The organism is Candidatus Merdisoma sp. JLR.KK011 (genome assembly GCF_036941125.1).
GTDB lineage: Bacteria > Bacillota > Clostridia > Lachnospirales > Lachnospiraceae > Laedolimicola.
The window spans coordinates 104,049-129,072 of sequence record NZ_JAYWSZ010000004.1 but is presented as its reverse complement, the minus strand read 5'-3'; the positions used below and the strand labels follow the sequence as shown (position 1 = coordinate 129,072).

Below are 25,024 nucleotides of genomic sequence, written 5' to 3'. Positions count from 1 at the left end.
GCGTATGGAGAAGGCATTGACACTATTTGATTCGGCAATTATTTTTGCTACAAAGGCTCATTCGGGAATGACCAGGAAGGGGACGAACGTACCTTACATTGTCCATCCCATTGAGGCGGCGGCCATTGTGTCCGCCATGACGGACGATGAGGAGGTAATTGCGGCAGCGGTTCTGCACGATGTTCTGGAGGACACGGCGGCTACGGAGGATGATCTGCTTGCCCGTTTCGGACGGAGGATCACGGAGCTGGTCATAGGGGAAAGCGAGAATAAGCGCAGGAACTTTCCGGCGGCTCTTACCTGGAAGATCCGCAAGCAGGAGACGATTACCTTTCTGGAGACAGAGGCGGATACGGATGCAAAGATGCTGGCCCTGGCGGACAAGCTTTCCAATCTTCGGGCCATTCACCGGGATGTGTGCATCATTGGGGATGCTGTGTGGGAACGGTTTAATGTAAAGGATAAGAGCATGCATGGCTGGATGTACCGTTCCATTGCCAGAGCGCTAAGGGAGCTTAAAGAGCATCCCACCTGGCAGGAGTACAACCATCTGGTGGAGGTTGTGTTCGGGGATGTTTCTCTTTGAGTTTTCCCTTTGAAGGCAGGCAGAATAAGAAAAACGGCTTGACAAATCCGCAAAAAAAGGATAATCTGCTACAGGAAATATAATTGACGGAAAATGAAGCATCATTGCTGCGCAGAGCCGGTTGCTGTTCACATGCATCGCAAAGCGTGTTACTGGGGGCGGAGTGAACAGGAACCAAAGCCGGGCAGCAGGGATATTGCGGAAGTAAAACAGGAGGAGCACAATGAAACCTTACCAGGAATTGAGCAGAGAGGAGCTTTTAAGCTTAAAAGCGGAGTTGGATAAAAAGTACCGGGAGGCCCAGGCAAAGAATCTGCATCTGGATATGTCCAGGGGAAAACCGAGTGCGGAACAGCTGGATCTTTCTATGGAAATGATGGATGTTCTGAACAGCAGCGCAGATCTGAAGGATTCGGAGGGCGTGGACTGCCGGAATTACGGTGTGCTGGACGGCGTGAAGGAGGCCAAGGAGCTTTTAGGACAGATGTCTGAGGTATCTCCGGACAAAATGATTATCTACGGCAATTCCAGCCTGAATGTGATGTATGACACCGTAGCCAGGGCAGTGACCCACGGCATAATGGGACATACTCCCTGGGGAAAGCTGGATAAGGTGAAGTTCTTATGCCCGGTTCCCGGCTATGACCGCCACTTTTCCATTACGGAATATTTCGGAATCGAGATGATCAATGTTCCCATGACAGACCAGGGCCCGGATATGGATCTGGTGGAGGAGCTTGTGAGCAGCGATCCGGCTGTCAAGGGGATCTGGTGCGTGCCTAAGTACTCCAATCCCCAGGGCATTACGTATTCTGACGAGACGGTGCGCCGTTTTGCGGCTCTAAAGCCTGCGGCGGAGGATTTCCGCATTTTCTGGGACAATGCCTACTGTGTGCATCATTTATACGAGGATCAGCAGGATTTTCTGCTGGAGATTCTGGACGAGTGCGAGAAGGCGGGCAATCCGGACATTGTCTACAAATTCTGCTCCACTTCCAAGATCAGCTTTCCGGGATCCGGCGTGGCCTGCATTGCCACGTCCCCGAACAATCTGAAGGATATTAAGAAGCAGCTTATGATTCAGACCATCGGCCATGACAAGGTGAATCAGCTTCGCCATGTGCGCTTCTTTAAGGATATTGACGGGATTCATGCTCATATGCGCAAGCATGCGGACATTATGCGTCCCAAGTTCGAGGCGGTTCTTGACACGCTGGAGAGAGAGCTCGGCGGTCTTGGGATTGGAAGCTGGATCCGGCCAAGAGGCGGTTATTTCATTTCCTTTGACGCCATGGAGGGCTGTGCAAAGGCTGTCGTTGCCAAGTGCAGGGAAGCCGGCGTGGTGATGACCGGAGCGGGAGCTACCTATCCCTACGGAAAGGATCCCAAGGACAGCAATATCCGTATTGCGCCCTCCTTCCCCACCAAGGAGGAGCTGGCAGTGGCAGCAGATTTGTTTGTGCTCTGTGTAAAGCTTGCCAGTGTGGAGAAGCTTCTGGAAGAATAAAATATATAAAAGAAAAAGAAAGGGCTGTCGGAAATAGGACAGCCCTGTTTTATTTCTGTGGGCAATGAGCCAGGCGCCGTGCCTGCGCAAGCAGATAAATCCCTGTCAGCCTCGCAGCTTCCGTGTGGAGCTGCGTATTTTCAGCTCCACGGGCAGAAGGATCTGCAGGTTCTGGGAAGTGTTGGTTGTGATCTGTTCAATGAGGACCCGGGCCGCCACCTTCCCCATCTCTATGGAAGGCAGGCGGAGGGTAGTGAGGGGAGGGGAAAAGCTGCTGGCCAGGTCGATGTCGTTAAAGCCTGCCACGCCGATGTCCTCCGGGCAGCGAAGTCCCAGCTGGTTTAGCTGGGCCAGAATCACGATGGCCAGAGAATCGGAACCGGCAAAAATAACCTCCGTATCCGGACGGCGGGCCAGAAGCTCCCGGGTCTGCCGGGCGCAGAGCTGGTGATCCCAGCTGCAGTCGCAGATGATATCCGGATCAAAGGGAATGCCGTTTTTGCGCAGGGTTTCCCGGTATACCATCATACGGGGAGAGGCGTCGAATTCCTGGTAATCAGAAGGGCCCCCGATATAGGCGATCTTGCGGTAGCCGCAGGCGATGAGATGATCCATCACCAGCTGATTGGCAAAAATCTCGTTGTAGCCTACATTGCAGCAGCCGTTGATGTAGTTGTCGACGAATACCAGCTTCTTATTAATGCGGTTGATAAAATCAAGCCGCCCCTCCGGCAGATCGGTAATGATCAGGCCGTCCAGCTCGGAAAGCTGCTTTTCCAGACCGTCCTTCATTTCGTGAAACTGGGCATAGCTTACGATGAGAGAGATATAAGCATTGTGCCCGGAGCAGAAGGACTGAATGCCGTTGAGGATATCGTTGAAATAGGGATCGGAATAGCTGTAGGTCAGGGACATGATGCAGCCGATGTGAATCTGGCTGCGCTTGGCTGCGTACTGGTAGTTCAAGGCGCGGACAGCCTCCATCACCCGTCTGCGCGTTTCCTCGCTGGCGTGGAAGGAAGGATCGTTGGAGAGGATGCGCGATACGGTGGTAATGGAAACTTGTGCTTCTTTTGCGACTTCTCGGATTGTGGACATAACTGACCTCCTTTGTTTAGTAAACATTATAATATAAAACTGATCCAATGTAAAGCTGTTTTTATGTAAAAGCAACGGAATGTTCCTGCTGTTTAGTAAACAAATATCATAATAATATACAATATTTAACTAAAAAATGCAAATAAAATTGGAAAATAGGGCTTTTCAATGAAACAAAACCGTGTTATTATGAAGAAGCAATGATAAACAAAATGAAAATGTTTACTAAACGGAGGCGACAACATGAACAAATTTACATTTATTGGAGCAGGGTCCCTGGACTTTACAAAGGATCTGGTACGGGACATTCTGACCTTTGAAGCTTTCCGGGACGCCGAGCTTATGCTGATGGATATTGATCCGAAGCGTCTTGGGTATGCGGTAAAGGGCGTACAGAAAATTGTGGACGCAGGGCATTATCCGGCTGTGGTAAAAAGCACAATGGACCGCAGGGAGGCGCTTAAAAATGCGGACGGAGTGCTGATTACCATTTTACAGGGCGGTGTGGAGGTATGGCGCCATGACATTGAGATTCCGAAGAAGTACGGCGTGGACATCTGCGTAGGCGATACGAGAGGGCCTTCGGGAATTTTCCGCTTTCTTCGGACGGCCCCGGTGCTCCTTGACATTATAAGGGACTGTGAAGAGGTCTGCCCCAATGCGGTTGTGCTGAATTACACCAATCCCATGGCTATGCTGGTAAGCTATCTGCAGTCCATGTCTGACATGAACATTACCGGGCTGTGCCACAGCGTACAGGGAACTGCGGCTATGCTGGCAGAGTGGCTGGGAGCCAAGGACAAAAAGTTTCAGTATACCTGCGCCGGCATCAATCACCAGGCCTTTTACCTGGAGCTGAAGGCAGACGGAAAGGACGCCTACCCGGATCTTTACAAAGCCATTGAGAGGGAGGAGGTCGCCGCCGAGGAGCCCATTCGGATTGAGATGTTCCGGAAGCTTGGATATTTTAATACAGAGTCCTCGGGGCACAATTCGGAGTATGTGGCATGGTTTCGGAAGCGCCCGGAGCTGATTGAAAAATACTGCTCCCACGGCACAGGCTGGAATCCCGGAGCCTATGCCTACATATTGGACGAATATCTGGGCCGGGAGGATACCTGGGAAAAGGAGTATCAGGACTGGCTGGATAACGCAGAGGTGGACTTGAACCGGGGAGAGGAGTATGCATCCAACATCTTCAACGCCCTTTTCGGAGATCATACGCCCTATTTCTTCAACGGTAATCTGAAGAACCACAATTATATCACCAATATAAAGCAGGGCGTGTGCGTGGAGGTTCCGGTGGTAGCTACAGAACAGGGCATCGCTCCCATCCGGCAGATCACCCTTCCGGAGCATCTGGCAGTACTTGTGAATAACTCGGCCTTAATCGAGGATCTGGCTGTACAGGCGGCCATCAAGGGAGACGCCAACCTGGTATTCCAGGCGGTGCTCTTTGATCCCTTAACCAGCGCAGTGTGCAGCATGGACGAGATACAAAAGATGGTACAGGAAATGCTGGATAAGAATGCAGAATACCTCGGTTACTTTAAATCTTTAAAGATAGAAATGGAGGCAATACATGAAAAAGATCGTTAGTTTGTTGTTGTGCGTGGTACTGACAATTTCTCTCACAGCCTGCTCCGGTTCCGGCAAGGAGGCAGATCCCGGGCAGGGGACCGCTTCCGGAGGAGGAGGGGAGGTTACGCTGACCATGTGGGCCCATCAGAATGAGCCCTGGAATGCGGCCTACACAGATGCCATTGCGGCCTTTGAGGCGGAAAATGAAGGAATCCATATTCAGCTTGAGCTGTTCCCCTATGACGAGTTTGAGGCAAAGGTACAGACCTCTCTGATTGACGGGGAGGGAGGCGCTGATATTTATGAGATGTGGGGCGGCTGGGCCCTGGACTTTACCCCTCACAATACACTTCTGGCCATGCCGGATGATTTCGCAGCCCGGATTCAAGAGGAAACCTATGCGCCCACCTATGGAGCCTTGATGAATGAAGGAAAGCTCTATGGCGTGCCTTTGGAGTTCAATATTGAAAACGGCGCCATGCTGGTGAACCTGGGACTGCTTGAGGCCAACGAGCTTGAGGTTCCCACAACCTGGGAGGAACTGAAAAGTGCGGCTGTGGCAGGAACCGTCTATGACGGAAATGTATTTCAGGTTAAGGGCTTTGACTTTGTGAACTGGGATTCCGTGCCCTATTATTTCCTCTCTCTGATTCTACAGCAGGGTTCCAACTATCTGACAGAGGACGGAAGGTTTGACGTGACAACGAAGGAGGCTAAGAAGGCCTTCGATGAGCTGGCAGCCATGGTGACAGAGGATAAGGTGACGGATCTGGAAGGCCTTACAGGCGGCGGAGATCTGGAGGGCTATCAGCAGCTTTTTGCCGGCAGGTGCATGATGGTGCCCCGGGGCCCCTGGACTATTTCAGAGGGAATAGAGTCCTTCGGCATGGAGCTTGGGAAGGATTTTGACTATGCAGCCATGCCCTGGTATGGGGAGAAGCAGGGCTTTGCTTCCGAGACCGGCTGGTCTTTGGCAGTCAGCGCAAGCTGTAAGGAGCAGGAGGCAGCCATGAAGTTTATTGAGTATCTGTATGAGGACGAGGTGATGCTGGATCTCAATATCCGCTGCACCCAGATTCCCTCCAAGCGCAGCCTGGCGGAAAGCGCAGAGTACCAGGAGGCAATGCCCTACACAAAGGTGCTTGTGGACATACTGGATCAGGCGCAGTTTATCGGAACCTTTAATACAGACCGCTTGAAAGAGACGGTAAACGACACCTTTGTGGGATACTGCTCCGGTGATTATGCTTCTGTTGACGAAGCGGTAGAAGATCTCAATACCAAGCTGAATGCAATTCTGGAATAGTGAAAGCAGGGCCGGTGGAAAGGAAAAATCCTCCTCCCCCGGCCGTGATTGAGGGCCGAGTATGAAGAATAAAAAATTTGTTTGGGCGGTTATGCTGCCGGCGATGCTGCATATCCTGGTTTTCATTATAGTGCCGATTGGAATCGGACTGACGGTGTCCTTTTTTAATTATAATCCTCTGAGTTCAGACAATACCTTTATCGGGCTTGGAAACTTCAAAAAGCTCTTTTTGGACGCAGACTTCCGGCTGGCTATGAAAAATACGCTGGTATTCGTGCTGGCGGCGGTTTTTCTGAATATAGCCCTGTCCCTTCTGACAGCGCAGCTTATCAGTTACTTTAAGTCCAATAAGGTGAGAAGCTTTTTCCGCATGGTGTTTTTCCTGCCCTGTATTGCGCCTATGGTGGCAACCTCCGTGGTTTTCTCACGCTCCATCTTTCCTACGGCCACGGGCTTTCTTAACATGATGCTCAACCGCATAGGGCTGCCCTCGGTAAACTGGCTGGGGGATCCGAAGGTGATTATGATTTCCCTGATTATTTATACCATCTGGGTAGATGTGGGCTATAATATTGTCCTGTTTTCCGCAGGCATAGACGGCATTCCGGCCTATGTGTATGAGGCGGCGGATCTGGATGGCGCAGGAGAGTGGCGCAAGTTCCGGAAGGTGACGCTGCCGCTTCTAGGAAGAAGCTTTCAGTTCGTGATTGTGCAGACGCTGATCTCCCATTTCCAGATGTTTGCGCAGTTTTCCGTTCTGATACTGAAAGACGGACCCCAGAATTCCGGCCTGGTGCTGTCGCGCTATATTTATAAGACTGCTTTTGAGTATAAGGATATGGGCTATGCGTCTGCAGTGTCCATGGTACTGTTTATTATCATTATCATTCTGTCCTTCATTGAGCAGAAGAAGCACAATGTAGACTGGGAATACTAGGAGGGCCGGATATGAAATTCATCAAAGATAAAAAAAATCTCAAAATTCGCATGATTGCCTTTGCGTGCCTGCTCCTTGCAGCAGTGGTTTTCCTGGCTCCTTATTTCTGGATGCTGTCCAATTCCTTCAAATCCACGAAGGAAATCCTTATGGAGCCCACAAATATGCTGCCAAAGCAGTTTACTGTTTCCGGCTATGTGAAGGTGCTGACCAAGTCGCCTTTCTTTTCCTGGATGCGCAATTCTCTGCTGGTAACAATTGTGGATACGCTGGTGATTTTATTTACCAGTTCAATCATCGGCTTTGTGCTTTCCAAGTATAAATTCAAATTGAACAAATTTATTTTCACATTGATTCTGCTGACCATGATGATGCCTACGGCAGCTATGATGATTCCGAACTTCCTGCTAATCTCCAGGCTGGGGTGGTACGATAAGATCATTTCTTTGATTTTTCCCACCTTTATCAATGCCTTCGGAATATTCCTGTGCAAGCAGTTTATCGACGATCTGCCCAAGGAATTGTTTGAGAGTGCCATGCTGGACAATGCGTCGGACTTTAAAATTTACTACCGGATTGTACTTCCGGGAATCCGTCCGGCCCTGGGGAGCCTTACGATCTTTACGTTTCTGGGAATCTGGAATGACTATCAGACACCGCTGATTTACTTGAACAGTGCGAAGAATATGACCCTGCCTCTGGCAATGTCTTATTTCTCCACACAGCATTTGTCGGATCTGTCAGCAACCATGGCTGCGGCCTCGCTGATTATGATTCCGGCGTCTGTGGTATTTATTGTATTCCAGAAGCAGTTTATCAAGGGAATTTCCATGACGGGAATGAAGTAGCAGGCGGCAGATTTGGAATGATAGGAGTCCGCTGTCCCGGGAAGGGGACAGCAGTGATAATCGGGAGGACATATGGCGACAGTAAAATTAAACAATATTAATAAAATATATGAAAACGGTGTTCAGGCAGTTTTTGACTTTAATCTGGATATCAAGGACAAAGAGTTTATCGTGTTTGTGGGGCCCAGCGGCTGCGGAAAGACCACAACCCTGCGCATGATTGCCGGTCTGGAGGACATTACCTCCGGGGAACTGTGGATTGACCAGGAGCTTGTAAACCGGGTGGAGGCAAAGAACCGGAATATTGCCATGGTATTCCAGAATTATGCATTGTATCCTCATATGAGCGTGTACCAGAATCTCTCCTTTTCCCTGGAGAACAAGAAGGTGGATAAAGAAACCATTGACAAAAAGGTTCGTGAAGCGGCGGCTGTTCTGGGGATTGAGGCGTATCTGGATCGGAAGCCCAAGGCTCTTTCCGGCGGACAGCGGCAGCGTGTGGCTCTGGGCCGGGCCATTGTCCGGGACGCCAAGGTATTTTTGATGGATGAACCCCTTTCCAACCTGGATGCAAAGCTGCGCGTACAGATGCGCACAGAGCTGATCCGCCTTCATAAGAGTATCGGAGCCACAACCATCTATGTGACCCATGATCAGACGGAGGCCATGACCATGGCAGACCGCATTGTAGTGATGAATAACGGCTATGTGCAGCAGGTGGGGACGCCGGAGGAGATCTATGAGAATCCGGCCAATCTCTTCGTGGCAGGCTTTCTGGGAAGCCCTCAGATCAATTTCTTTGAGGGGCGGTATGAGAAGGACGCTTTTGTGATGGAGAACGGAGTAAGGGTTTCCCTTCAAAAGGAACAGCAGGAGGTATTGGAAAAGCATGCAAATACGGAACTTGTGCTGGGTGTAAGGCCGGAGGATATTCACCTGGAAACGGCCGGGGAAACTTTTGATTACCAGGTGGAAGTAAAGGAAATGCTGGGCCATGAATATGTATTGTACGGCAATATCGGAGGAGCAGATTGTACTCTGCGTACTTCGCTGAATGCCTTCGGCCGAGGGGAAGAGAAGCTCCGGATAGGATTTGACATGAATAAATGCCATGTATTTGACAAAAAAACGGAGGAGAGGATTTTCTGATGGAATTAAAAAGATTTCATCCGGTAAGCGAGGCAGTGGTTCCGGTGACAGACTGCCCCCGTCCCCGTTTTCCGGTAATTGATTTTCACACCCACTGCGGAAAGATGCTTCTGGGGGAGAATTATGCATCCGTGTATGACACAGAGGAGTATGCCCGTGAGCTTTTAAAATACGGTGTTGTGAAGGCGGTAAATCTGGACGGCCTCTATGGGAGGGACTTAGATGAGATGAACCAGAAGCTTGCAGGCCGGGAGGAGACCTTTCTCAACTTTATGTGGGTAGATCTGGAAGATTTTGAAGAGCCGGATTTCTCTTCCAAAGTCCGGGGGCAGATACTGGAATGCCATAAAAAAGGATGCTGCGGAATTAAAATGTGGAAGGATCTGACCCTGTACCGGAAGGACTCAAAGGGGCAGCCTGTCCGCACCGACGATCCCCGGCTGGATGCAGTCTATGATACGGCGGCGGAGCTTGGGATTCCTGTGCTGATGCACATTGGGGATCCGGCGGCGTTTTTTAAGCCTAAGGATGAAAAAAATGAGCGGTACGAAGAATTGGACGCCAATCCGGACTGGGAGTTTTCAGATGAGAGCAGGTTCCCAAGATTTGAGACATTGCTGGAAATGCAGGAGAATACCGTGCGCAGCCATCCGGATACCATCTTTGTCATTGCCCATGTGGGCAGCTATGCAGAGAATCTGGGCTGGGTTGGAGAACAGCTTTCAAAGTATCCCAATCTCTATGTAGACATTGCGGCGCGGCTTGCGGAGCTGGGACGGGTGCCTTACAGCGCCAGGCGTTTTTTCACTGCATTTCAAGACAGAATTCTGTTCGGCACAGATTCTACGCCCGTAACCCTGGGGGCCCATCCGATCTATTACCGCTGTCTGGAGACGGAAGACGAATATTTTCCCTATGAGCCGGAGGGGGAAATTCCGGAACAGGGGCGCTGGGCCATCTATGGCCTCTTTCTGGAGGATGAGGTTTTAAAAAAGGTGTATTACAAAAATGCCTGCAGGCTGCTTCACCTGGATGAGGAGACTTTCGAGGAGGAATTTTATGGGTAATTATTTAAGCGTTGACTGTGGGGGGACAAAAACGGCTTTCCTGCTCTGCGGCGAGAGAGGAGAGAAAAAAGCGTATTGCGTACTGGGGCCGGCAAATTATATGGTCAACGGCGTGAAATGCGTTATGGATATTTTAAAAGACGGCGTGGAGCGTGTCTGCGGCCAGGCCGGGATAAAAAGGGAAGAGCTCCGGTCGGGCTTCATTGCCATAGCCGGGTTCGGGGATATCCCGGAGGATATGCCGGGGCTGATTAGGCAGGCGGAAGAATTGTTTCCGGGGCTTCCTCTCACTTTGGGGAATGACACGGAAAATGCCATGGCCGGTTCTCTGCTTCTTAAACAGGGCATCCATGTCATAGCAGGCACAGGCTCAATCGGCCTGGGCTGCGGCAGAGACGGGGTACAGGTGCGAAGCGGCGGCTGGCACCATCTCTTTGGGGGAGATGAGGGAAGCGGCTACTGGATCGGGTGCCGTCTGATTCAGCATTTTACCAAGCAGGCGGATGGACGGGAGGCAAAAACCGGGCTTTATTCTTATCTGATAGAGACGTTTCGGCTCAAAAACAGCGAGGCAGTCCTTGATTTGGTCATTGGGGAATGGGAGGGACGGCGGGAGAAGATTGCTGCGCTGTCCGTACACGCTTATGAGCTGGCAAAACGGGGGGATGCCTGTGCCCGGGAAATTTTTGCAGAGGCGGGTTATGAACTTTCGCTGATTGTGCGGAGTATTTATGTACGGGGAAACTTTGATGATCCTTTAAATATCTCATATTCGGGAGGGGTTTTTAAGGCTATGGAATATCTGCGCCCTGCTTTTGACAAAGCTCTTTCGGATATTCCCCATCGGATTCTGAATCCCCGGCTTTCGCCGGCGGCAGGAGGCATTGTGCTGGCTCTTAAGGCGGCGGGAGAGGAGCTTAATGAGGAGCGGCTTGCGAACCTTGGACAGTGCGGTGTATAAGAAAGCTTATGATACAAAGATTTAAGGACAAATTTATCGGGAGCCGGGCATTTTATGTACAGATGCTGGGAATTGCAGTGCCCATTATGATTCAGAACGGAATTACCAATTTTGTGGGCCTTCTGGATAACATTATGGTGGGGCAGCTTGGCACGGAACAGATGTCGGGGGTCTCCATTGTAAATCAGCTGCTGTTCGTGTATAATCTGTGCATTTTCGGGGGCCTGGCAGGGGTGGGCATGTTTACGGCCCAGTATTTTGGGCTGAAGGACAATGAAGGTATCCGCCATACCTTCCGGTATAAGATCTGGCTGGGGCTTTCGGTGACCCTGGCTGCCTTCCTTATTTTTTTTCTATGGGGGGATAAGCTGATAGAGCTTTATCTGAACGGAAGCTCCAATGGGGGAAATCTCCGGCTGGCCTTTGACTGCGGGGTGGATTATCTGCGGATTATCCTGCTTGGCCTGCCGCCCTTTGTGCTGCTGCAGGTGTATGCGAGTACGTTAAGAGCGTGCGGGGAGACAAAGGTGCCTATGCGCGCGGGCATGACGGCCGTGCTGGTAAACCTGGCTCTGAATTATCTGCTTATTTTTGGAAGGATGGGCTTTCCCTGCCTGGGAGCCAGGGGGGCGGCTATTGCTACGGTGCTGTCCCGGTATGTGGAGCTTTGTGCAGTGGCAGTCTGGACTCACCGGCACAGGGAAGAGAATCCTTATATTGTGGGTATTTACCGGACTTTAAGAGTACCGGCAGTGCTGGTAGAAAAGTATTTTGTGAAGGGGATTCCGCTGCTTATCAATGAAGGGCTCTGGTCCGGAGGAACGGCTGTAGTGGCTCAGTGTTATTCGCTGAGAGGGCTGACGATCGTGGCCGGGCTGAATATCGCCAATACCATCCATGATCTCTTTAATGTGTCCTTCCAGGCTATGGGGGAGTCGGTTGCGATTATTGTAGGCCAGCTGCTGGGAGCCGGGAAAATGAGAGAGGCACGGGATACGGATAACAAAATGATTGCCTTTGTCGTGCTTTCAAGCTTCGGGATTGCCCTGGTGATGCTGGCGATTGCCCCTCTGTTTCCGCAGATTTACAGGACGGATGCGGAAGTGCGTGCAGCGGCGGCCGGTTTTATTGCTGTCCAGGCAGCTTTCCTTCCTCAGAATGCATTTCTTAATACAACCTATTTTACCCTGCAGGCCGGAGGGAAGACGTGGATCACTTTCATCTATGACTGTGTGTGTATCTGGGGAATCAGCGTTCCGCTGGCCTTTGTGCTGAGCCGTTATACCGGCCTGGACGCACATTTGATTTATGCGTTTGTAGGGGTGGGGGAGTGGGCGAAATGCCTTTTGGGATTTGTTATGGTGAGAAAAGGCGTCTGGCTGCAGAACATTGTTTCCGATCCGCAGACATAGACAGGGAAAGTTCAAAAAACGGGACTGCCGGGAAATCGGACATCATCTGTTTTGGATGTCGCATTTTCCGGCAGTCCCGTTTTGTAAGGGCAGTCTGCTGTGATGGCTTTCCTGCTGTTACCCGAGCAGCAGGAAATAAGCAAGCACCAGGATACCGAGAACAATCCGGTAGTAGCCGAAGGCCTTGAAATCATTCTTGCGGATGTATCCCATGAGAAAGCGTATGGCAAGAATGGAAATTACAAAGGCCGTGGCCATGCCGGCGGCCAGAATACCGATCTCCGTTCCCGTGAAGGCAAAGCCGAACTTTACAAGCTTCAACAGGCTGGCCCCGAACATAACGGGGATTCCCAGGAAAAAGCTGAATTCCGCCGCTACAGGACGGGCAAGGCCCAGAAGCATGGCTCCCAAAATGGTGGCGCCGGAGCGAGAGGTTCCGGGAATCAGGGCCAGCACCTGGAAGGCGCCGATAAAGAAGGCCATGGAGAAGCTTAGCTGCTTGAAATTCCGGACCAGGGGCTTTCTGCCCCGGTTGCGGTTCTCGATTACAATAAAGAGAACACCATAGACAATCAGCGTAACGGCCACGGTCTGGTAGTTGTAGAACATGGCGTCGATCTTGTCGTCAAAGGGGATGCCGATTATGGCAGCCGGGAGAACGGCGGCCAGCACCTTAAACCACAGAGACCAGGTTTCCTTCTTGATCCATCCGTTCTTGGGAGTGGTGAAGGGCCAGAGCTTTCCGAAGTAGAGCACCACTACGGCCAGGATGGCTCCCAGCTGGATGACTACCCGGAACATTTCCATAAAGTTCTCGCTTACGTTTAGATGTACCAATTCCTCAATTAAAATCATATGTCCGGTGCTGCTGATGGGAAGCCATTCGGTGATGCCCTCCACAACTCCCAGAAGAAGCACTTTCAGCCATTCTAAAAGATCCATTTTCAACCTCCTGTTGTTTCTTTTTTGATCATCCGTATCAGTATACCACACACGAATATAAAGTCAACGAATAAGACCGGATATCCGATCTGTATAATAAAACGAAAATTTATGCATGAAATCTTCAAATTTATTCATTTTTTCTCTTGTTTTTTTCAAAAATAATGCTAAAATGTTGGATAGGCTGTAATAAGTATGGAATATTTATGGCCTAAGCTATGAAGGCGGATGCTTTCATAAATAACTTATTATTAAGTTTGGGAGGAAAGAACATGAAAAAATTAATCGCAGTATTATTGGCAGGCGCAATGTGTGCTTCACTGGCAGCCTGCGGATCAAAGGCAGAAGAGCCGGCGGAAGCTCCGGCAGAGACAGAGGCGCCTGCGGAGGCGGAAACTCCGGCAGAGGATGACGCGCAAGAGCCTGCAGAAGATGCAGAGGCATCCGGCAGCGAGGCGTCCGGTGAGTTCACCACTGTAACAGAGGGCGTTCTGACAATGGGAACCAACGCAACATTTCCGCCTTATGAGTTCTACGACGGAGACGTGATTGTGGGAATCGACGCAGAGATCGCGCAGCTTCTGGCTGAGAAGCTGGGACTGACCCTGGAAATCCAGGATATGGACTTTACGGCGATTGTAACCTCTGTTCAGGCAGGCAAGATTGATATCGGCCTGGCAGGCATGACCGTGACAGAGGAGAGACTGGAGAATGTAAACTTTACCGATTCTTATGCAACCGGCGTACAGGTGATTATCGTGAAAGAGGGTTCCGAGATTGCGTCTGTAGACGATCTGGAGGGCAAGCTTATCGGTGTACAGGAAGGAACAACGGGACACAGCTACTGTTCTGATGATTACGGCGAGGAGAACGTTGTAGCTTATGCAAACGGCGCAACAGCCGTTCAGAACCTTGTTTCCGGCAGCGTGGACTGTGTAGTAATCGATCAGCAGCCGGCCATCAGCTTTGTAGAGGCCAATGAGGGACTTAAGATTCTGGATACCGAGTATGTGATTGAGGACTATGCAGCAGCCATTTCCAAGGACAATGAGGGTCTGATGAATGCGCTTAATGCTGCTTTGAAGGAGCTCATTGCAGACGGTTCCATTCAGGAGATTCTGGATAAGTACATTAAGGCAGAATAGAACCGCCAGTATCTGCCGGGCAGTCTATCCGGCAGGGCCGTAAAGCTATCAAGAATTATCATAAGAAAACGAACATCAGAGGATGTCTCAGATGGGGACATCCTCTTTTGGCATCATTCCGGTAAAACGCCGGACAGTGAGATACGGAGAGGGGGACAACAAAGAGCGTGGAAGCTTGGTTGGAAAATTTGCAAAAGGGGTTTTATCAGACCTTTATTTTGAAGGACAATTATATGTATTTTGTCAAGGGCATCCGGATCACTCTGCTGGTGACGGTGCTTGCCCTGGTGCTTGGCGTCATTCTGGGTGTGCTGGTGGCGATTATCCGCTCCGCCCACGATCAGCAGCCGGTGAAAAAACGGGGGATCGTACTGCGGCTCCTGAATGGGCTCTGCAAAGTTTATCTGACGGTAATCCGCGGAACGCCCATGATGGTTCAGCTTCTGATTATGTGGTTTGTAATCTGGGCCGGAGCAAGGGCTACGGACGGCAATCTGATCCGCTGTGCCGTGATTTCCTTTGGAATCAACTCCGGCGCTTATGTGGCCGAGATTGTGCGATCGGGAATTATGTCCATTGACAAGGGACAGATGGAGGCCGGACGCTCTCTTGGGCTTAATTATGTGAGCACGATGCGCTTTGTGATTATCCCCCAGGCGTTTAAAAATGTACTTCCGGCCCTGGGAAATGAGCTGATTACTCTTTTGAAGGAGACGTCCATTGTGACGGTAATCGGCCTTAAGGATCTGACCAAGGGCGCTATGATTGTCCAGGCCAATACGTATCAGGCTTTTGTGCCCTTTATTGCCATTGCAGTCATTTATCTGGCCCTGGTTATGCTTTTGAGCTGGCTGCTGGGCAGGATGGAGAGGAGGTTGAGACAGAGTGATATACGTTAAGGATTTATCGAAAAGCTTTGGGGACAACCAGGTGATTTCCCATATTGACGCCCATATTGAGCCGGGAGAGAAGGTCGTGATTGTGGGCCCCTCCGGTTCCGGAAAGTCTACCTTTCTCCGCTGTCTGAACCTTCTGGAGCAGCCTGACGGGGGGAGCATTACCTTTGACGGGGAGGAGATCACCGCTCCCTCTGTGGATATCAATAAGGTGCGCCGCCATATGGGGATGGTGTTCCAGCACTTTAACCTGTTCGCCAATCTGACTGTGAAGAAGAATATTATGCTGGCGCCCGTTCAGCTGAAGCTGATGTCAAAGGCGGAGGCGGAGGAAGAGGCCATGCGCCTTCTTAAGCTGGTCAATCTGGAGGATAAGGCGGATGTGTATCCCATTCAGCTTTCCGGCGGCCAGAAGCAGCGGATCGCCATTGTGCGCTCTCTTGCCATGAAGCCCAAGGTAATGCTGTTTGACGAGCCTACCTCGGCCCTTGACCCGGAGATGGTGGGAGAGGTTCTTGAGCTGATGAAGCAGCTTGCCAGGGACGGCATGACTATGGTGGTTGTCACCCATGAGATGGGCTTTGCCAGAGAGGTGGGAACCCGGGTGATCTTTATGGATGAAGGGGTGATCAAGGAGGAAAATACGCCCCGTGAGTTCTTTGAGAATCCAAGGGATCTAAGGCTTAAGGACTTTTTATCAAAGATTTTGTAATGGGTGTAAAGTTTATAATTTTTAATTATTATGGGCGTCTGTGTGGACAGGCGCTCTTTTTTTTATTATACTAAAATGTAGATGCTCGGTTGCCTTTCCATAGGACGGGTTATGGCAGGTGGGAGGCATAAAAACGATGTGAGCAGAAAATTTTAGGAGAGCGGGAGGTTTTTTGATGAAGGAACAGGTGGTAAAGAAATTCGCGGAATTGTTCGGAGGAGAGGGTGATATCCGCACGTATTTTGCACCAGGACGGGTGAATCTGATTGGCGAGCATACAGACTACAACGGCGGCCATGTATTTCCCTGTGCGCTGACTATGGGTACATATGCGGCGGCCAGAAAGCGCGAGGACAGCGTGCTGCGGTTTTACTCCATGAACTTTGAGGATGTCGGCGTGGTGGAGACCAGCCTTGACGATCTGGTGTGTAAGGACGAGGCAGGCTGGACGAATTATCCGAAGGGCGTGGTTTGGGCCTTTGGTGAGAAGGGGTATCACGTTCCTTCCGGTATGGATATTGTGATTTCAGGGGATATTCCCAATGGATCGGGGCTTTCCTCCTCTGCGTCCCTGGAGGTGCTGATGGGCGTGATTCTGCGTGATTTATTTGGCTTTGAGGTGAGCCAGGTGGAGATCGCGCAGATTGGACAGTACTCCGAGAATAATTTTAACGGTATGAACTGCGGTATTATGGATCAGTTTGCCAGCGCTATGGGGAAGAAGGACTGTGCCATTTTCCTGAATACGGCGGATCTGTCCTATGAGTATGCGTCGGTGAAGCTGGAGCATGCCCGGATCGTCATCGCCAACAGCAATGTAAAGCACAGTCTGGTAGGGTCTGAGTATAATGTGCGCCGCCAGCAGTGTGAGTCGGCTCTGAAGCAGCTTCAGAGCGTGGTTTCGATTGAGACTCTGGGGGATCTGGACATTGAGGGCTTTGAGGCTGTCAAGGGTGCGGTTGCGGATCCGGTAGAGCAGAGACGGGCAAAGCATGCGGTGTACGAGAATCAGAGGACATTGGACGCAGTGAAGGCTTTGAAGGAGAATGATATTGCGGCCTTTGGAAAATTGATGAATGCATCTCATGTGTCTCTTCGGGATGATTATGAGGTATCCTGTCCGGAGATGGACATTCTGGCGGAAGAAGCATGGAAGGTTCCCGGTGTGCTGGGATCCCGCATGACGGGCGGCGGCTTTGGCGGCTGTACGGTCAGCATTGTGGAGAATGACCAGGTGGATACGTTTATTGAGACTGTGGGGTCTGCTTATGAGAAGCGCACGGGAATTAAGGCGGATTTTTATGTGGTGGACATCGGACAGGGGGCCGGCGTGCTATAGGAATGGTGCGTCCAGAGGGATGAATGAGCTGTGAAATCAGGCTTCCAAAGTGGTTTTGAGTTTCTTTCGGCTTTCGTAAGAATTTCTTAATTTACTTTATTCTTTTTTTAGAAGCTGGACATAGATTGGTCACAATTCTTTGTTATATTAAGAATGTAGCAAGAACACATATCAGTATTTCATTCATAACACTCGGGGGTCTCCGAGAGGAGGCCCCCACTCCCTCGAACATCAAGGCTTCTGCGAAGAGCAGGGGCCTTTCTTTTTTGCGTTTTACCACAGATTTGCCACATTGAAAAACCGTCCGGTCTCTCTGGATTCCTGTCTGCAGGGTTTGCACACATGGATATCAGAAATGCCGGACGGCTTTCTTATCGTTCTTATTTATCCTTCTTTTCAGCAGCGTTGAGTTCTATGGCTTCCGGCTCGTTCTCTGCTTTTGTGACAGTACGCGTGGTGCCGCCGGATACGTAGGTCTTGCCGCATTCGGGACAGATGCCTGTATGCAGCGTAACGCTCTGGCTTACCACTTTACGATCCTCCTTCTCGGCCTTGGCCTGCTCGTGGAATACATGCTCCATCTCATGGCCGCGGACGGCGGAGGCGGCGCTGTCCGGATCGATCCGGGTGGGCGTCTGGAAGGAAACGCTGGGGTCGTCGGAGCCGTCCTGGTACTTGCGCTTCTCACAGGTTTCACAGCGTCCGTTTTCCGTGGCCTTCTGGGCGCTGTCTACGCCTGCTGCCTGGCCGGGAGCTTCCGGGTCCGCTGTGGGGTTCAGGTACTGGATCCGCATCCGGACGGCCATTTCCGCCGGATCATAGCCGGTGCCGGCAGGAATACCGGAGCTTGGCAAGGTCTGGGAAGCCGGATTGCCGGAAACAGGGCCGGAGGCAGCCTGCGCACCGGGGTCTGCATATTGGATTCGGAACCGGGCGGCCTGCTCTGCGGCGTAGCTCTCTGTCTGTGCGGAGGGAGCGGCGAAAGATATAACAGGGGCCGCTGTGTCCGGATTGACCGGGACAACGGGGCGGATAGGCTGAATGGGAGTTTCCGGGTCGGCGCCCCGGTGCAGCGTTAGAGCTGTTTTGGAATTCTGGATCTGCTGTGTCTGGCCTGCCTGTTCTGCCGCTAAGCCTGCGGCACGGGCAGGCCGGTAAACGCTGTAGTAAGAATTTATACCGGAAATTGCACTTACCATAAAAGTTACCTCTGCTTGATTTTATTGGAATGATTCTATTATAGCATATTTTTTTAAAATCGGAAGTCTGAAAATGTATGATTTAAAGCAATTTTATGCATGATAAACAGACGGATAGCCATTAGCCTTAAAATGTACTATACTATTGGTGTTATGTTGTAAAAGCCGCTTAATGTAAAGGCAGCATCGAATCCGGAGAACAAGAAGCACTTCATAGCGGAGGTATTATGGTTGATTATTTTATGGAGTTAAGAAATAAACTTAGCAATAAAGATGGTAATATAGAAGTTATAAAGAGTAATGTTACAGAATGTAAAATGAATTATACATTTGAGTTTTTTGAATTTGGTATATCTGATGAAACAAAACGCATTTACAATACTTATAAAGAATTTTTGATTTATTGGAAGAACAGCATTCAAAAATTGCAGGGTTTTATAAATTTTGTTCCTTATGAGGAGTTATTAAAAGAGCATGAAGCAATATGTGAAATTACAGATAGTATGGAGGATGATTTAATTGAAGGCCAGGAAAAAGTGATAAATGATTTAAAAAATTGGTATCCAATATTTAAATTTCCTAATGGTGATGCTTTTTGTTATGATAAAAGAAATGGTATGATTGTCTTTTTTGAACATGATGTATTTGATGTTGGAATTAATTTGAATGGTTTGGTTATAGCAAAATCTATAGACTTTTTGCTGGAAAATTGGAGTAAAGTTTTGTTTGTTGATATTTATGATTGGTATCAGGGGGTTAATGAAGAAGGGATTGATATAAATAAACCTATATATGAAAAAGTTATAGAAATGATGATAAATGTAAAATAGATATTATTACAATAAATTTGCTTTTTTCCCTTGTCATTCAAGCATAATATTTTACAGAGTGTTTGACTGCCATTTCCTTTACTTTTTCACAAAGAAAACTTTATTTTTGGGGTTTTTCAGATATAATAAGTAAAGAAAGAGGGTAAACACTATGATTTTATATTCCGGTTTGCTGCAAAAGCTGAATGAAAAGGGTCTGACGAAAACTGCACTGGCTAAGTACCGAGGATATCATCAAAGAACTGCATCGCATTTTGAAGCAAAGCAACATACGAAAGGACATTTCATCTTTTATTTAGGTGGATGTCCTTTTGTGTATATTAAAAACTTGGAGAAGTATGAATTTGAATGGAAAAATGTATTTTCTGCCAAATAGAAGCAACAAGTCTTATACTTAAATTCATCTTGAATACCGTATTTGAAATAAAATGTATATCTTTCCCTAAAGACGGTGAAACTTTAGAATATTTGCATAAAGTTCATTGCGTAAAAACTTACAAGCAAGTTCCTTGCAGTATATTGAAAAAATGTCCCGAATAATATATAATATTTGGGACATAAGGTGGTGTGTAAAATGATAAATGGATATTCCAGGAAAATTCAGGAACGAATTAGAACAGCAGCAGAAGGAAGTATTTTTGTCAATTCTGATTTTGCAGATATTGCAGATACAGAAACCATAAGGCGGAACTTGAACCGTCTTGTACAGTCTGGTACACTTAGACGAATTCTGAAAGGTGTTTATGAAAAACCGGAATATAGCGAGATGCTGAAAGAATATGTAGCAGCAGATCCGGATGCCGTGGCAAAAGCATTGGCACGAAGCTATCACTGGACGATTGCTCCATGTGGTAGTACGGCTCTAAACTTATTGGGACTTTCCACGCAGGTAACAGCAGTGTGGTCTTATATCAGTGACGGACCATATAAAACTTATGAATGGAATTCTATAAAGCTGGAATTTAAACATCGAACCAATAAAGAGATTACGGGACTTTCCTACATGACAATTCTTGTAATCCAGGCACTGAAAACACTGGGGAAAACAAATGTTACTTCCAGAACTGTTCAGATGCTGAAAGCTCGTTTGGATGACGGAGATAAAGCTGCTATGTTAAAAGAGGCGGCACAGTCCACGGACTGGGTCTACAATATAATACGGCAGATTGCTGGGGAGATGCAGGGCAAATGAAAAATGTTGCACGTTTATCAGATAACGATAAGCGAATTTTGTTCCGTAACACGGCGGACAAGATGAGGTTGAATGATGCTATTGTAGAAAAGGATTTCTGGGTGTGCTTTACGTTGGATTATCTATTCCATCGTTCACCTTGGAAAGATTCCGTCACGTTTAAGGGCGGCACCAGTCTATCCAAAGCATATAATCTGATTAACCGATTTTCAGAAGATATTGATCTAATCCTAGATTGGCGTGTCTTGGGGTATGAGAAAGATGAGCCGTGGGAGAAACGATCTAATACAAAACAGGATACTTTCAACAAAGAGGCTAATGTACGTGCAGAAGTCTTTCTGAAAGAAACTTTCTGCCCAGTAGTTAGGGAGGAGTTGTCTCAGGAACTTAGGCAGGAGGCTGATATCTACATAGATGAAGCAGAAAGGCGACAGTTATGACAGCAGTTGGAGAATTAGAAAAAGAAATTAACATATTGGAAAGGCATTAAATTTTACGGATTGGAGTAGTATTTGATTTCTAATAGTACTTAATTGATAAGGATGAAATGATTGCTCCTCGTCGTTCCATTTCCAGGATGGCAGCGGGAAAATGGCTATCTGACAGATACCTGTCTGGATGGACAAGATACCTTTAGAAAACGGATATCCATATTCGATATCCAGTCATAATATAAATAAACCTATATATGAAAAATAATAAATACTATCAAGATACAATTAAAGGGATAAAAAGAAATATGAAAAATATAAATGATAATGTTATTGCTAATCGGTGGAAACAAAGATATGCGCAACAGCCTGATAGAATTAAAGAAAAATTAGATGAGTTGGAAAAAAAGGAGCTAAAAGATTACCAACTGCAAGTGATAAAAAGAAAAAGGGCATACCCGCAAATAGGTGATATTTTTGAGATAAATCCGAAAGATGACATTATACTATATGGTATTGTTATCAATAATCATATAAACAATATAAACGGTGAGGAGCTTCTGGTAATATTAATCTTTAAAGAAAGTGTAGAGCTGAACAATATTCTGTATGAAGATCTAAAAAAATTAGAATTGCTGCTTCCGCCAAAGATAGTAGGAAAGGAATATTGGTCAAGAGGTTATTTTTATAATATTGCTCATATTGATAAAATAAGTAATACGATAGATTATGGATTTTATAGTATTGGCAAGGGAAAATATTTTGATGAATATGGAAATGAAATTAAATTTGAACCCCAGTTGCTGGGAACATATGGTGTGGCAACAATATCGGGAATTGCAAGGAAAATTAACCGCGAATTAATTATAGCAGGAATTTTGTGAATTTTTGGTTGATTGCAAGATGAACAGTAGAATATATATTTTTTAACACTGTCTGTTATTAAGGAAATGCCTTTTGTGTTATTTCATATTGGTGTTATATTGTGGCTGGCTTTAAGAAAAAAGCAGAATCAAAACAGGAGATAGAGCTTATGAATAAAATATTTGGATTTTTAGATTATAATAGCCTTTATAGAAGATGTATTGTTGCATCAATAGCACATGCAATTATGGTCGGAAAATATGATTGCCATTTTTATATAGTGAAGAAGATGCAAAAAAATATTGGGGCAATTATTATGAGATGGATGAAGCCCAATATAAAATTATAGAGGATATGGATCAAAGAATAGTTACTATAGATTGGAGTTTGCTTGAAATGATGACTGAAGGAAGGGATAAGGAAGAAAGCAGCTGACATCTGGGATTAGGAAATGAAGCAATCTAGAAGAATCAAAGCAACCATCATTATCATAGAGATCAAATATGATAATAAAGTAAATGGAAACAAGGATGTTTTCTTAGACTTATATGAAACTGAAGCTAAAAGTGTTATCCGAGAAAATCTTGATATGTTATATTCAGATTATTTGGAAGGGGTTAAATGAGTAATAGAATGTTTTATAAATTATCATTCGATATGAATAGAATTGATGAATCTATTAAAAATGGAACTAACACAATTTATGCAGAAACTACCAATATGGATGAAATTGAGTACTCTGATATGAAAAAAGGTTCTTTCGATAATATTATTTTAGCTCCATATTTGATTAATAATGAAATCGTATCTATATCCCCCATTTGAAATGGGGGCCGAGGCAAAGCCGTAGCGTTACCTAGAGTAAAAAAATCCTCCTATGTTACAATGATATTGGTTTCGCAGGCCATATCAAAACATAGGAGGTATCCAAAATGGATAATCAAAGTATACAACATACTCGTTGGAATTGCACGTATCATATAGTGTTTATTCCAAAATATCGTAGAAAAATTATGTATGGAGAAACAAAAAGAGACATAGTGGAAATTATTAAGAAACTATGTGAGATGAAACAGGTACAGTTAATCGATGGGAAAGTATGTGTGGATCATATTCACATGTATGTGGCGATACCGCCCAAAATGTGTGTTTCGGAATTTATGTCATACCTAAAAGGTAAAAGTACACTGATGTTGTTTGACAGACACCCAGAGTATCGAAGTAAATATGGGGATAGACATTTCTGGGCAAGAGGATATTACGTTTCAACAGTGGGAAATGTGAATGAAGAGACAGTACGCAGATACATTTAGGAACAAGAAGAGAATGATAAACTAGAGGACGGAAGAAAGTAGTGAGCCCTACATAGGAGGGCAACCAGAAATAATGGTACTGCGAAATCCCACCTCTGGCGGAACCAGTAATAATCCCCGGAGGGGTAAAATCTAAACCCCCATTTGAAATGGGGGTTGCTAACTTATTTGTTGAATATAAAGAGATGGCCTATTGTTCATATTAGAGTTATGGAAGAGTTTAATAAAAGGGGAATAAATGGTATACAGTATTTTCCTATAAGATTAATTGATGTTGTTACGCAAAAAGTTAAAACGTCTTTGACAATGGTATAATGCGAAGTAAAAATTTTTAGATTTTCCAGTGTATCACGCGCTCGGTGCTGGTGGCCTCGATTTTAGAAATCAGCGTATCCACAACGCGCCGTTTGTCGTCAAAACTAACCTCATCCCAATTTTGGAGATAGCCCGTTATACTATCAATCTGAGAACTTGAAACAGAATTAGCGGTGAGGTCGGCCACCAGCTTTAATTGCTTTTGCCGCTCCGTGTCCAATTCTTCAATCCGGCTGTTGGCGTACTGCAACAAGAGAGGGTTTGCCCCGGTCAGCGTATCAATCAGCTTTTCAATCTCGCTTTCGATTTTGGTAAGTTTGGCGCGGGCGGCGGTCAGCTTTGGATTATACCCCTCCGCCTTGCCGCCCCTCAGCGTCTGAAATTCCCACATCTTTTTTACCATTTCATCATACACCGATTTTTCCAGTTCATGCCGTGTCAGTGTTCCGGGCCCCGGCCAGCCACGTATTGTGGCATTTTCGGCCATTCTGGAACGTGGTGTTTTGGGATAGCTTGTGCTGGACGTTCAGCCAGAGCGCCGAGGGGATACGGCCCTTGTGGGGCGCAATCACCAGAATGTTTTCCTCCCCCTCTCGGCCCTGGTATAAGTAACAGCTATAATCGCCCGTGAACAATTCCGGGGGGCTTTCGATTTTCGCGCCCTGTGCCTTGAAGTGTTCGTAAATATCCATGTCGGCCTGGACGTAAACCGGGTTCCGCAGGAGCTGCGCCACAAATCCCCGTTTCAGCGTTTTCCCGTACACTTGAATTTCATTCTCGGTGAAATACCGGGTAATATCGCCGTAGGAGGTTTCGGGCTCCGCGTACATTTCATACATCAATTCGGCATATTCCATCTCGGCGGTTTCAATCAGCCGTTTTGTTTTGATACCGCCCATCACGATGGGCTCCGTATCAAAACAGTATGGAGCGCGGCCCCGCATATAGTAGCCCTTGGCACACCGGGAGTAAAAGGCGTCCGTTACGCGCATCTGGATGCTTTCCCGTTCCAGTTGGGCGAACACGATGCAGATATTGAGCATCGCCCGGCCCATCGGGGTTGACGTATCAAATTTTTCGGTGCAGGAAACAAATTCCACCTTGAACTGCTTGAACAGCTCCATCAGCTTTGCGAAATCCACGATGGAGCGGCTGATCCTGTCCAGACGGTAGACAATCACCCGCCGGATAAGCCCGGTTCTGATGTCTTTCAAAAGCCGCTGGAAATCGGGCCGTTCAATGTTTTTGCCGGAGTACCCTTTGTCCTTGTATTCTTTCGCCTCACCGCCTTTTAGCTCGTAACGGCAAAATTCAAATTGACTTTCAATGCTGATGCTGTCCTTTTTGTCAATCGACTGCCGCCCATAAATTGCATCTATTCTACTATCCATAAT

The 25,024-nt window shown here is 47.6% G+C and carries 25 protein-coding genes and 1 pseudogene; 22 read left to right on the top strand and 4 right to left on the bottom strand.

Going from position 1 to position 25,024, the window contains the following annotated elements; genetic code table 11:
* The first annotated feature begins 4 nt into the window (after positions 1-4).
* Together VV089_RS14175 and VV089_RS14170 are read left to right on the top strand one after the other, a co-directional pair.
* Positions 5-586, top strand: a complete 582-nt coding sequence (locus tag VV089_RS14175; RefSeq protein WP_442891601.1) for an HD domain-containing protein — start codon at positions 5-7, stop codon at positions 584-586.
* A 223-nt stretch (positions 587-809) separates the two neighbouring features.
* A complete protein-coding gene (locus VV089_RS14170; RefSeq protein WP_334336364.1) occupies positions 810-2,093 on the top strand; it encodes an aminotransferase class I/II-fold pyridoxal phosphate-dependent enzyme in 1,284 nt (427 codons plus the stop codon).
* 105 nt (positions 2,094-2,198) lie between these two features.
* Here VV089_RS14170 and VV089_RS14165 read toward each other — a convergent pair whose 3' ends face one another.
* Complete coding sequence (locus tag VV089_RS14165; protein WP_334336363.1) at positions 2,199-3,191, bottom strand: LacI family DNA-binding transcriptional regulator; 993 nt, start codon at positions 3,189-3,191, stop codon at positions 2,199-2,201.
* A 243-nt stretch (positions 3,192-3,434) separates the two neighbouring features.
* On the opposite strand from VV089_RS14165, the gene melA reads away from it, so the two are divergent.
* The 8 genes from melA (at position 3,435) to VV089_RS14125 (ending at position 12,452) form a co-directional block, all read left to right on the top strand.
* Positions 3,435-4,790, top strand: a complete 1,356-nt coding sequence (gene melA, locus VV089_RS14160) for an alpha-galactosidase (protein WP_172544272.1) — start codon at positions 3,435-3,437, stop codon at positions 4,788-4,790.
* Positions 4,774-6,078 (top strand): ABC transporter substrate-binding protein, encoded by a 1,305-nt coding sequence (locus tag VV089_RS14155; protein WP_334336362.1) that lies wholly within the window; start codon positions 4,774-4,776, stop codon positions 6,076-6,078. Before melA ends, VV089_RS14155 begins: the two co-directional genes overlap by 17 nt.
* A gap of 61 nt (positions 6,079-6,139) precedes the next feature.
* Entirely contained in the window at positions 6,140-7,015 is an 876-nt protein-coding gene (locus VV089_RS14150; protein WP_334336361.1) for a carbohydrate ABC transporter permease, read from the top strand.
* An 11-nt stretch (positions 7,016-7,026) separates the two neighbouring features.
* The gene (locus tag VV089_RS14145) at positions 7,027-7,863 is read left to right on the top strand and encodes a carbohydrate ABC transporter permease (RefSeq protein ID WP_334336360.1); all 837 of its coding nucleotides are present in this window, start codon (positions 7,027-7,029) and stop codon (positions 7,861-7,863) included.
* 72 nt (positions 7,864-7,935) lie between these two features.
* Entirely contained in the window at positions 7,936-9,012 is a 1,077-nt protein-coding gene (locus tag VV089_RS14140) for an ABC transporter ATP-binding protein (RefSeq protein ID WP_172544268.1), read from the top strand.
* On the top strand, positions 9,012-10,079 hold the full coding sequence (locus VV089_RS14135; protein ID WP_334336359.1) for an amidohydrolase family protein: 1,068 nt from the start codon (positions 9,012-9,014) through the stop codon (positions 10,077-10,079). Before VV089_RS14140 ends, VV089_RS14135 begins: the two co-directional genes overlap by 1 nt.
* Entirely contained in the window at positions 10,072-11,040 is a 969-nt protein-coding gene (locus tag VV089_RS14130) for an N-acetylglucosamine kinase (protein WP_334336358.1), read from the top strand. Before VV089_RS14135 ends, VV089_RS14130 begins: the two co-directional genes overlap by 8 nt.
* An 8-nt stretch (positions 11,041-11,048) precedes the next feature.
* The gene (locus VV089_RS14125; protein WP_334336357.1) at positions 11,049-12,452 is read left to right on the top strand and encodes an MATE family efflux transporter; all 1,404 of its coding nucleotides are present in this window, start codon (positions 11,049-11,051) and stop codon (positions 12,450-12,452) included.
* A gap of 117 nt (positions 12,453-12,569) precedes the next feature.
* On the opposite strand, the gene VV089_RS14120 is transcribed toward VV089_RS14125, so the two are convergent.
* The gene (locus tag VV089_RS14120; protein WP_172544264.1) at positions 12,570-13,394 is read right to left on the bottom strand and encodes an undecaprenyl-diphosphate phosphatase; all 825 of its coding nucleotides are present in this window, start codon (positions 13,392-13,394) and stop codon (positions 12,570-12,572) included.
* Between the two features lie 272 nt (positions 13,395-13,666).
* Here VV089_RS14120 and VV089_RS14115 point away from each other — a divergent pair, with 272 nt between their 5' ends.
* From VV089_RS14115 to VV089_RS14100, 4 genes are all read left to right on the top strand, one after another.
* On the top strand, positions 13,667-14,539 hold the full coding sequence (locus VV089_RS14115) for an ABC transporter substrate-binding protein (protein WP_172544263.1): 873 nt from the start codon (positions 13,667-13,669) through the stop codon (positions 14,537-14,539).
* A gap of 233 nt (positions 14,540-14,772) precedes the next feature.
* Positions 14,773-15,438 carry an amino acid ABC transporter permease gene (locus tag VV089_RS14110; RefSeq protein ID WP_172544277.1) on the top strand — a complete coding sequence of 222 codons (666 nt, stop codon included), beginning with the start codon at positions 14,773-14,775 and terminating at the stop codon, positions 15,436-15,438.
* Entirely contained in the window at positions 15,425-16,147 is a 723-nt protein-coding gene (locus tag VV089_RS14105; protein WP_172544262.1) for an amino acid ABC transporter ATP-binding protein, read from the top strand. The genes VV089_RS14110 and VV089_RS14105 overlap by 14 nt, the downstream gene beginning before the upstream one ends.
* Positions 16,148-16,322: 175 nt before the next feature.
* A complete protein-coding gene (locus VV089_RS14100) occupies positions 16,323-17,486 on the top strand; it encodes a galactokinase (RefSeq protein ID WP_334336356.1) in 1,164 nt (387 codons plus the stop codon).
* Positions 17,487-17,866: 380 nt separating this feature from the next.
* On the opposite strand, the gene VV089_RS14095 is transcribed toward VV089_RS14100, so the two are convergent.
* Positions 17,867-18,685: a hypothetical protein gene (locus tag VV089_RS14095; protein WP_334336355.1), complete on the bottom strand. Its 819-nt coding sequence runs from the start codon at positions 18,683-18,685 to the stop codon at positions 17,867-17,869.
* Positions 18,686-18,912: 227 nt separating this feature from the next.
* Between VV089_RS14095 and VV089_RS14090 the strand changes: the two genes are divergently transcribed.
* From VV089_RS14090 to tnpA, 8 genes are all read left to right on the top strand, one after another.
* Positions 18,913-19,515 carry a hypothetical protein gene (locus tag VV089_RS14090; protein WP_172544241.1) on the top strand — a complete coding sequence of 201 codons (603 nt, stop codon included), beginning with the start codon at positions 18,913-18,915 and terminating at the stop codon, positions 19,513-19,515.
* Between the two features lie 151 nt (positions 19,516-19,666).
* Positions 19,667-19,891: a hypothetical protein gene (locus tag VV089_RS14085; RefSeq protein ID WP_334336354.1), complete on the top strand. Its 225-nt coding sequence runs from the start codon at positions 19,667-19,669 to the stop codon at positions 19,889-19,891.
* Positions 19,892-20,089: 198 nt separating this feature from the next.
* Positions 20,090-20,707, top strand: a complete 618-nt coding sequence (locus VV089_RS14080) for a DUF6088 family protein (protein ID WP_172544240.1) — start codon at positions 20,090-20,092, stop codon at positions 20,705-20,707.
* Positions 20,704-21,147: a nucleotidyl transferase AbiEii/AbiGii toxin family protein gene (locus VV089_RS14075; RefSeq protein ID WP_442891550.1), complete on the top strand. Its 444-nt coding sequence runs from the start codon at positions 20,704-20,706 to the stop codon at positions 21,145-21,147. Before VV089_RS14080 ends, VV089_RS14075 begins: the two co-directional genes overlap by 4 nt.
* A gap of 299 nt (positions 21,148-21,446) precedes the next feature.
* Positions 21,447-22,022, top strand: coding sequence for an Imm26 family immunity protein (locus VV089_RS14070; RefSeq protein ID WP_334336353.1), 576 nt, complete (start codon positions 21,447-21,449; stop codon positions 22,020-22,022).
* Positions 22,023-22,171: 149 nt separating this feature from the next.
* Positions 22,172-22,351, top strand: a complete 180-nt coding sequence (locus VV089_RS14065) for a hypothetical protein (protein ID WP_334336352.1) — start codon at positions 22,172-22,174, stop codon at positions 22,349-22,351.
* Between the two features lie 272 nt (positions 22,352-22,623).
* Positions 22,624-22,827: a hypothetical protein gene (locus VV089_RS14060; RefSeq protein WP_334336351.1), complete on the top strand. Its 204-nt coding sequence runs from the start codon at positions 22,624-22,626 to the stop codon at positions 22,825-22,827.
* 107 nt (positions 22,828-22,934) lie between these two features.
* Entirely contained in the window at positions 22,935-23,315 is a 381-nt protein-coding gene (tnpA, locus tag VV089_RS14055; protein WP_172466796.1) for an IS200/IS605 family transposase, read from the top strand.
* A gap of 331 nt (positions 23,316-23,646) precedes the next feature.
* On the opposite strand, the pseudogene VV089_RS14050 reads toward tnpA, so the two are convergent.
* Positions 23,647-25,021 (bottom strand): annotated as a pseudogene (locus VV089_RS14050) (recombinase family protein).
* Positions 25,022-25,024 lie beyond the last annotated feature (3 nt).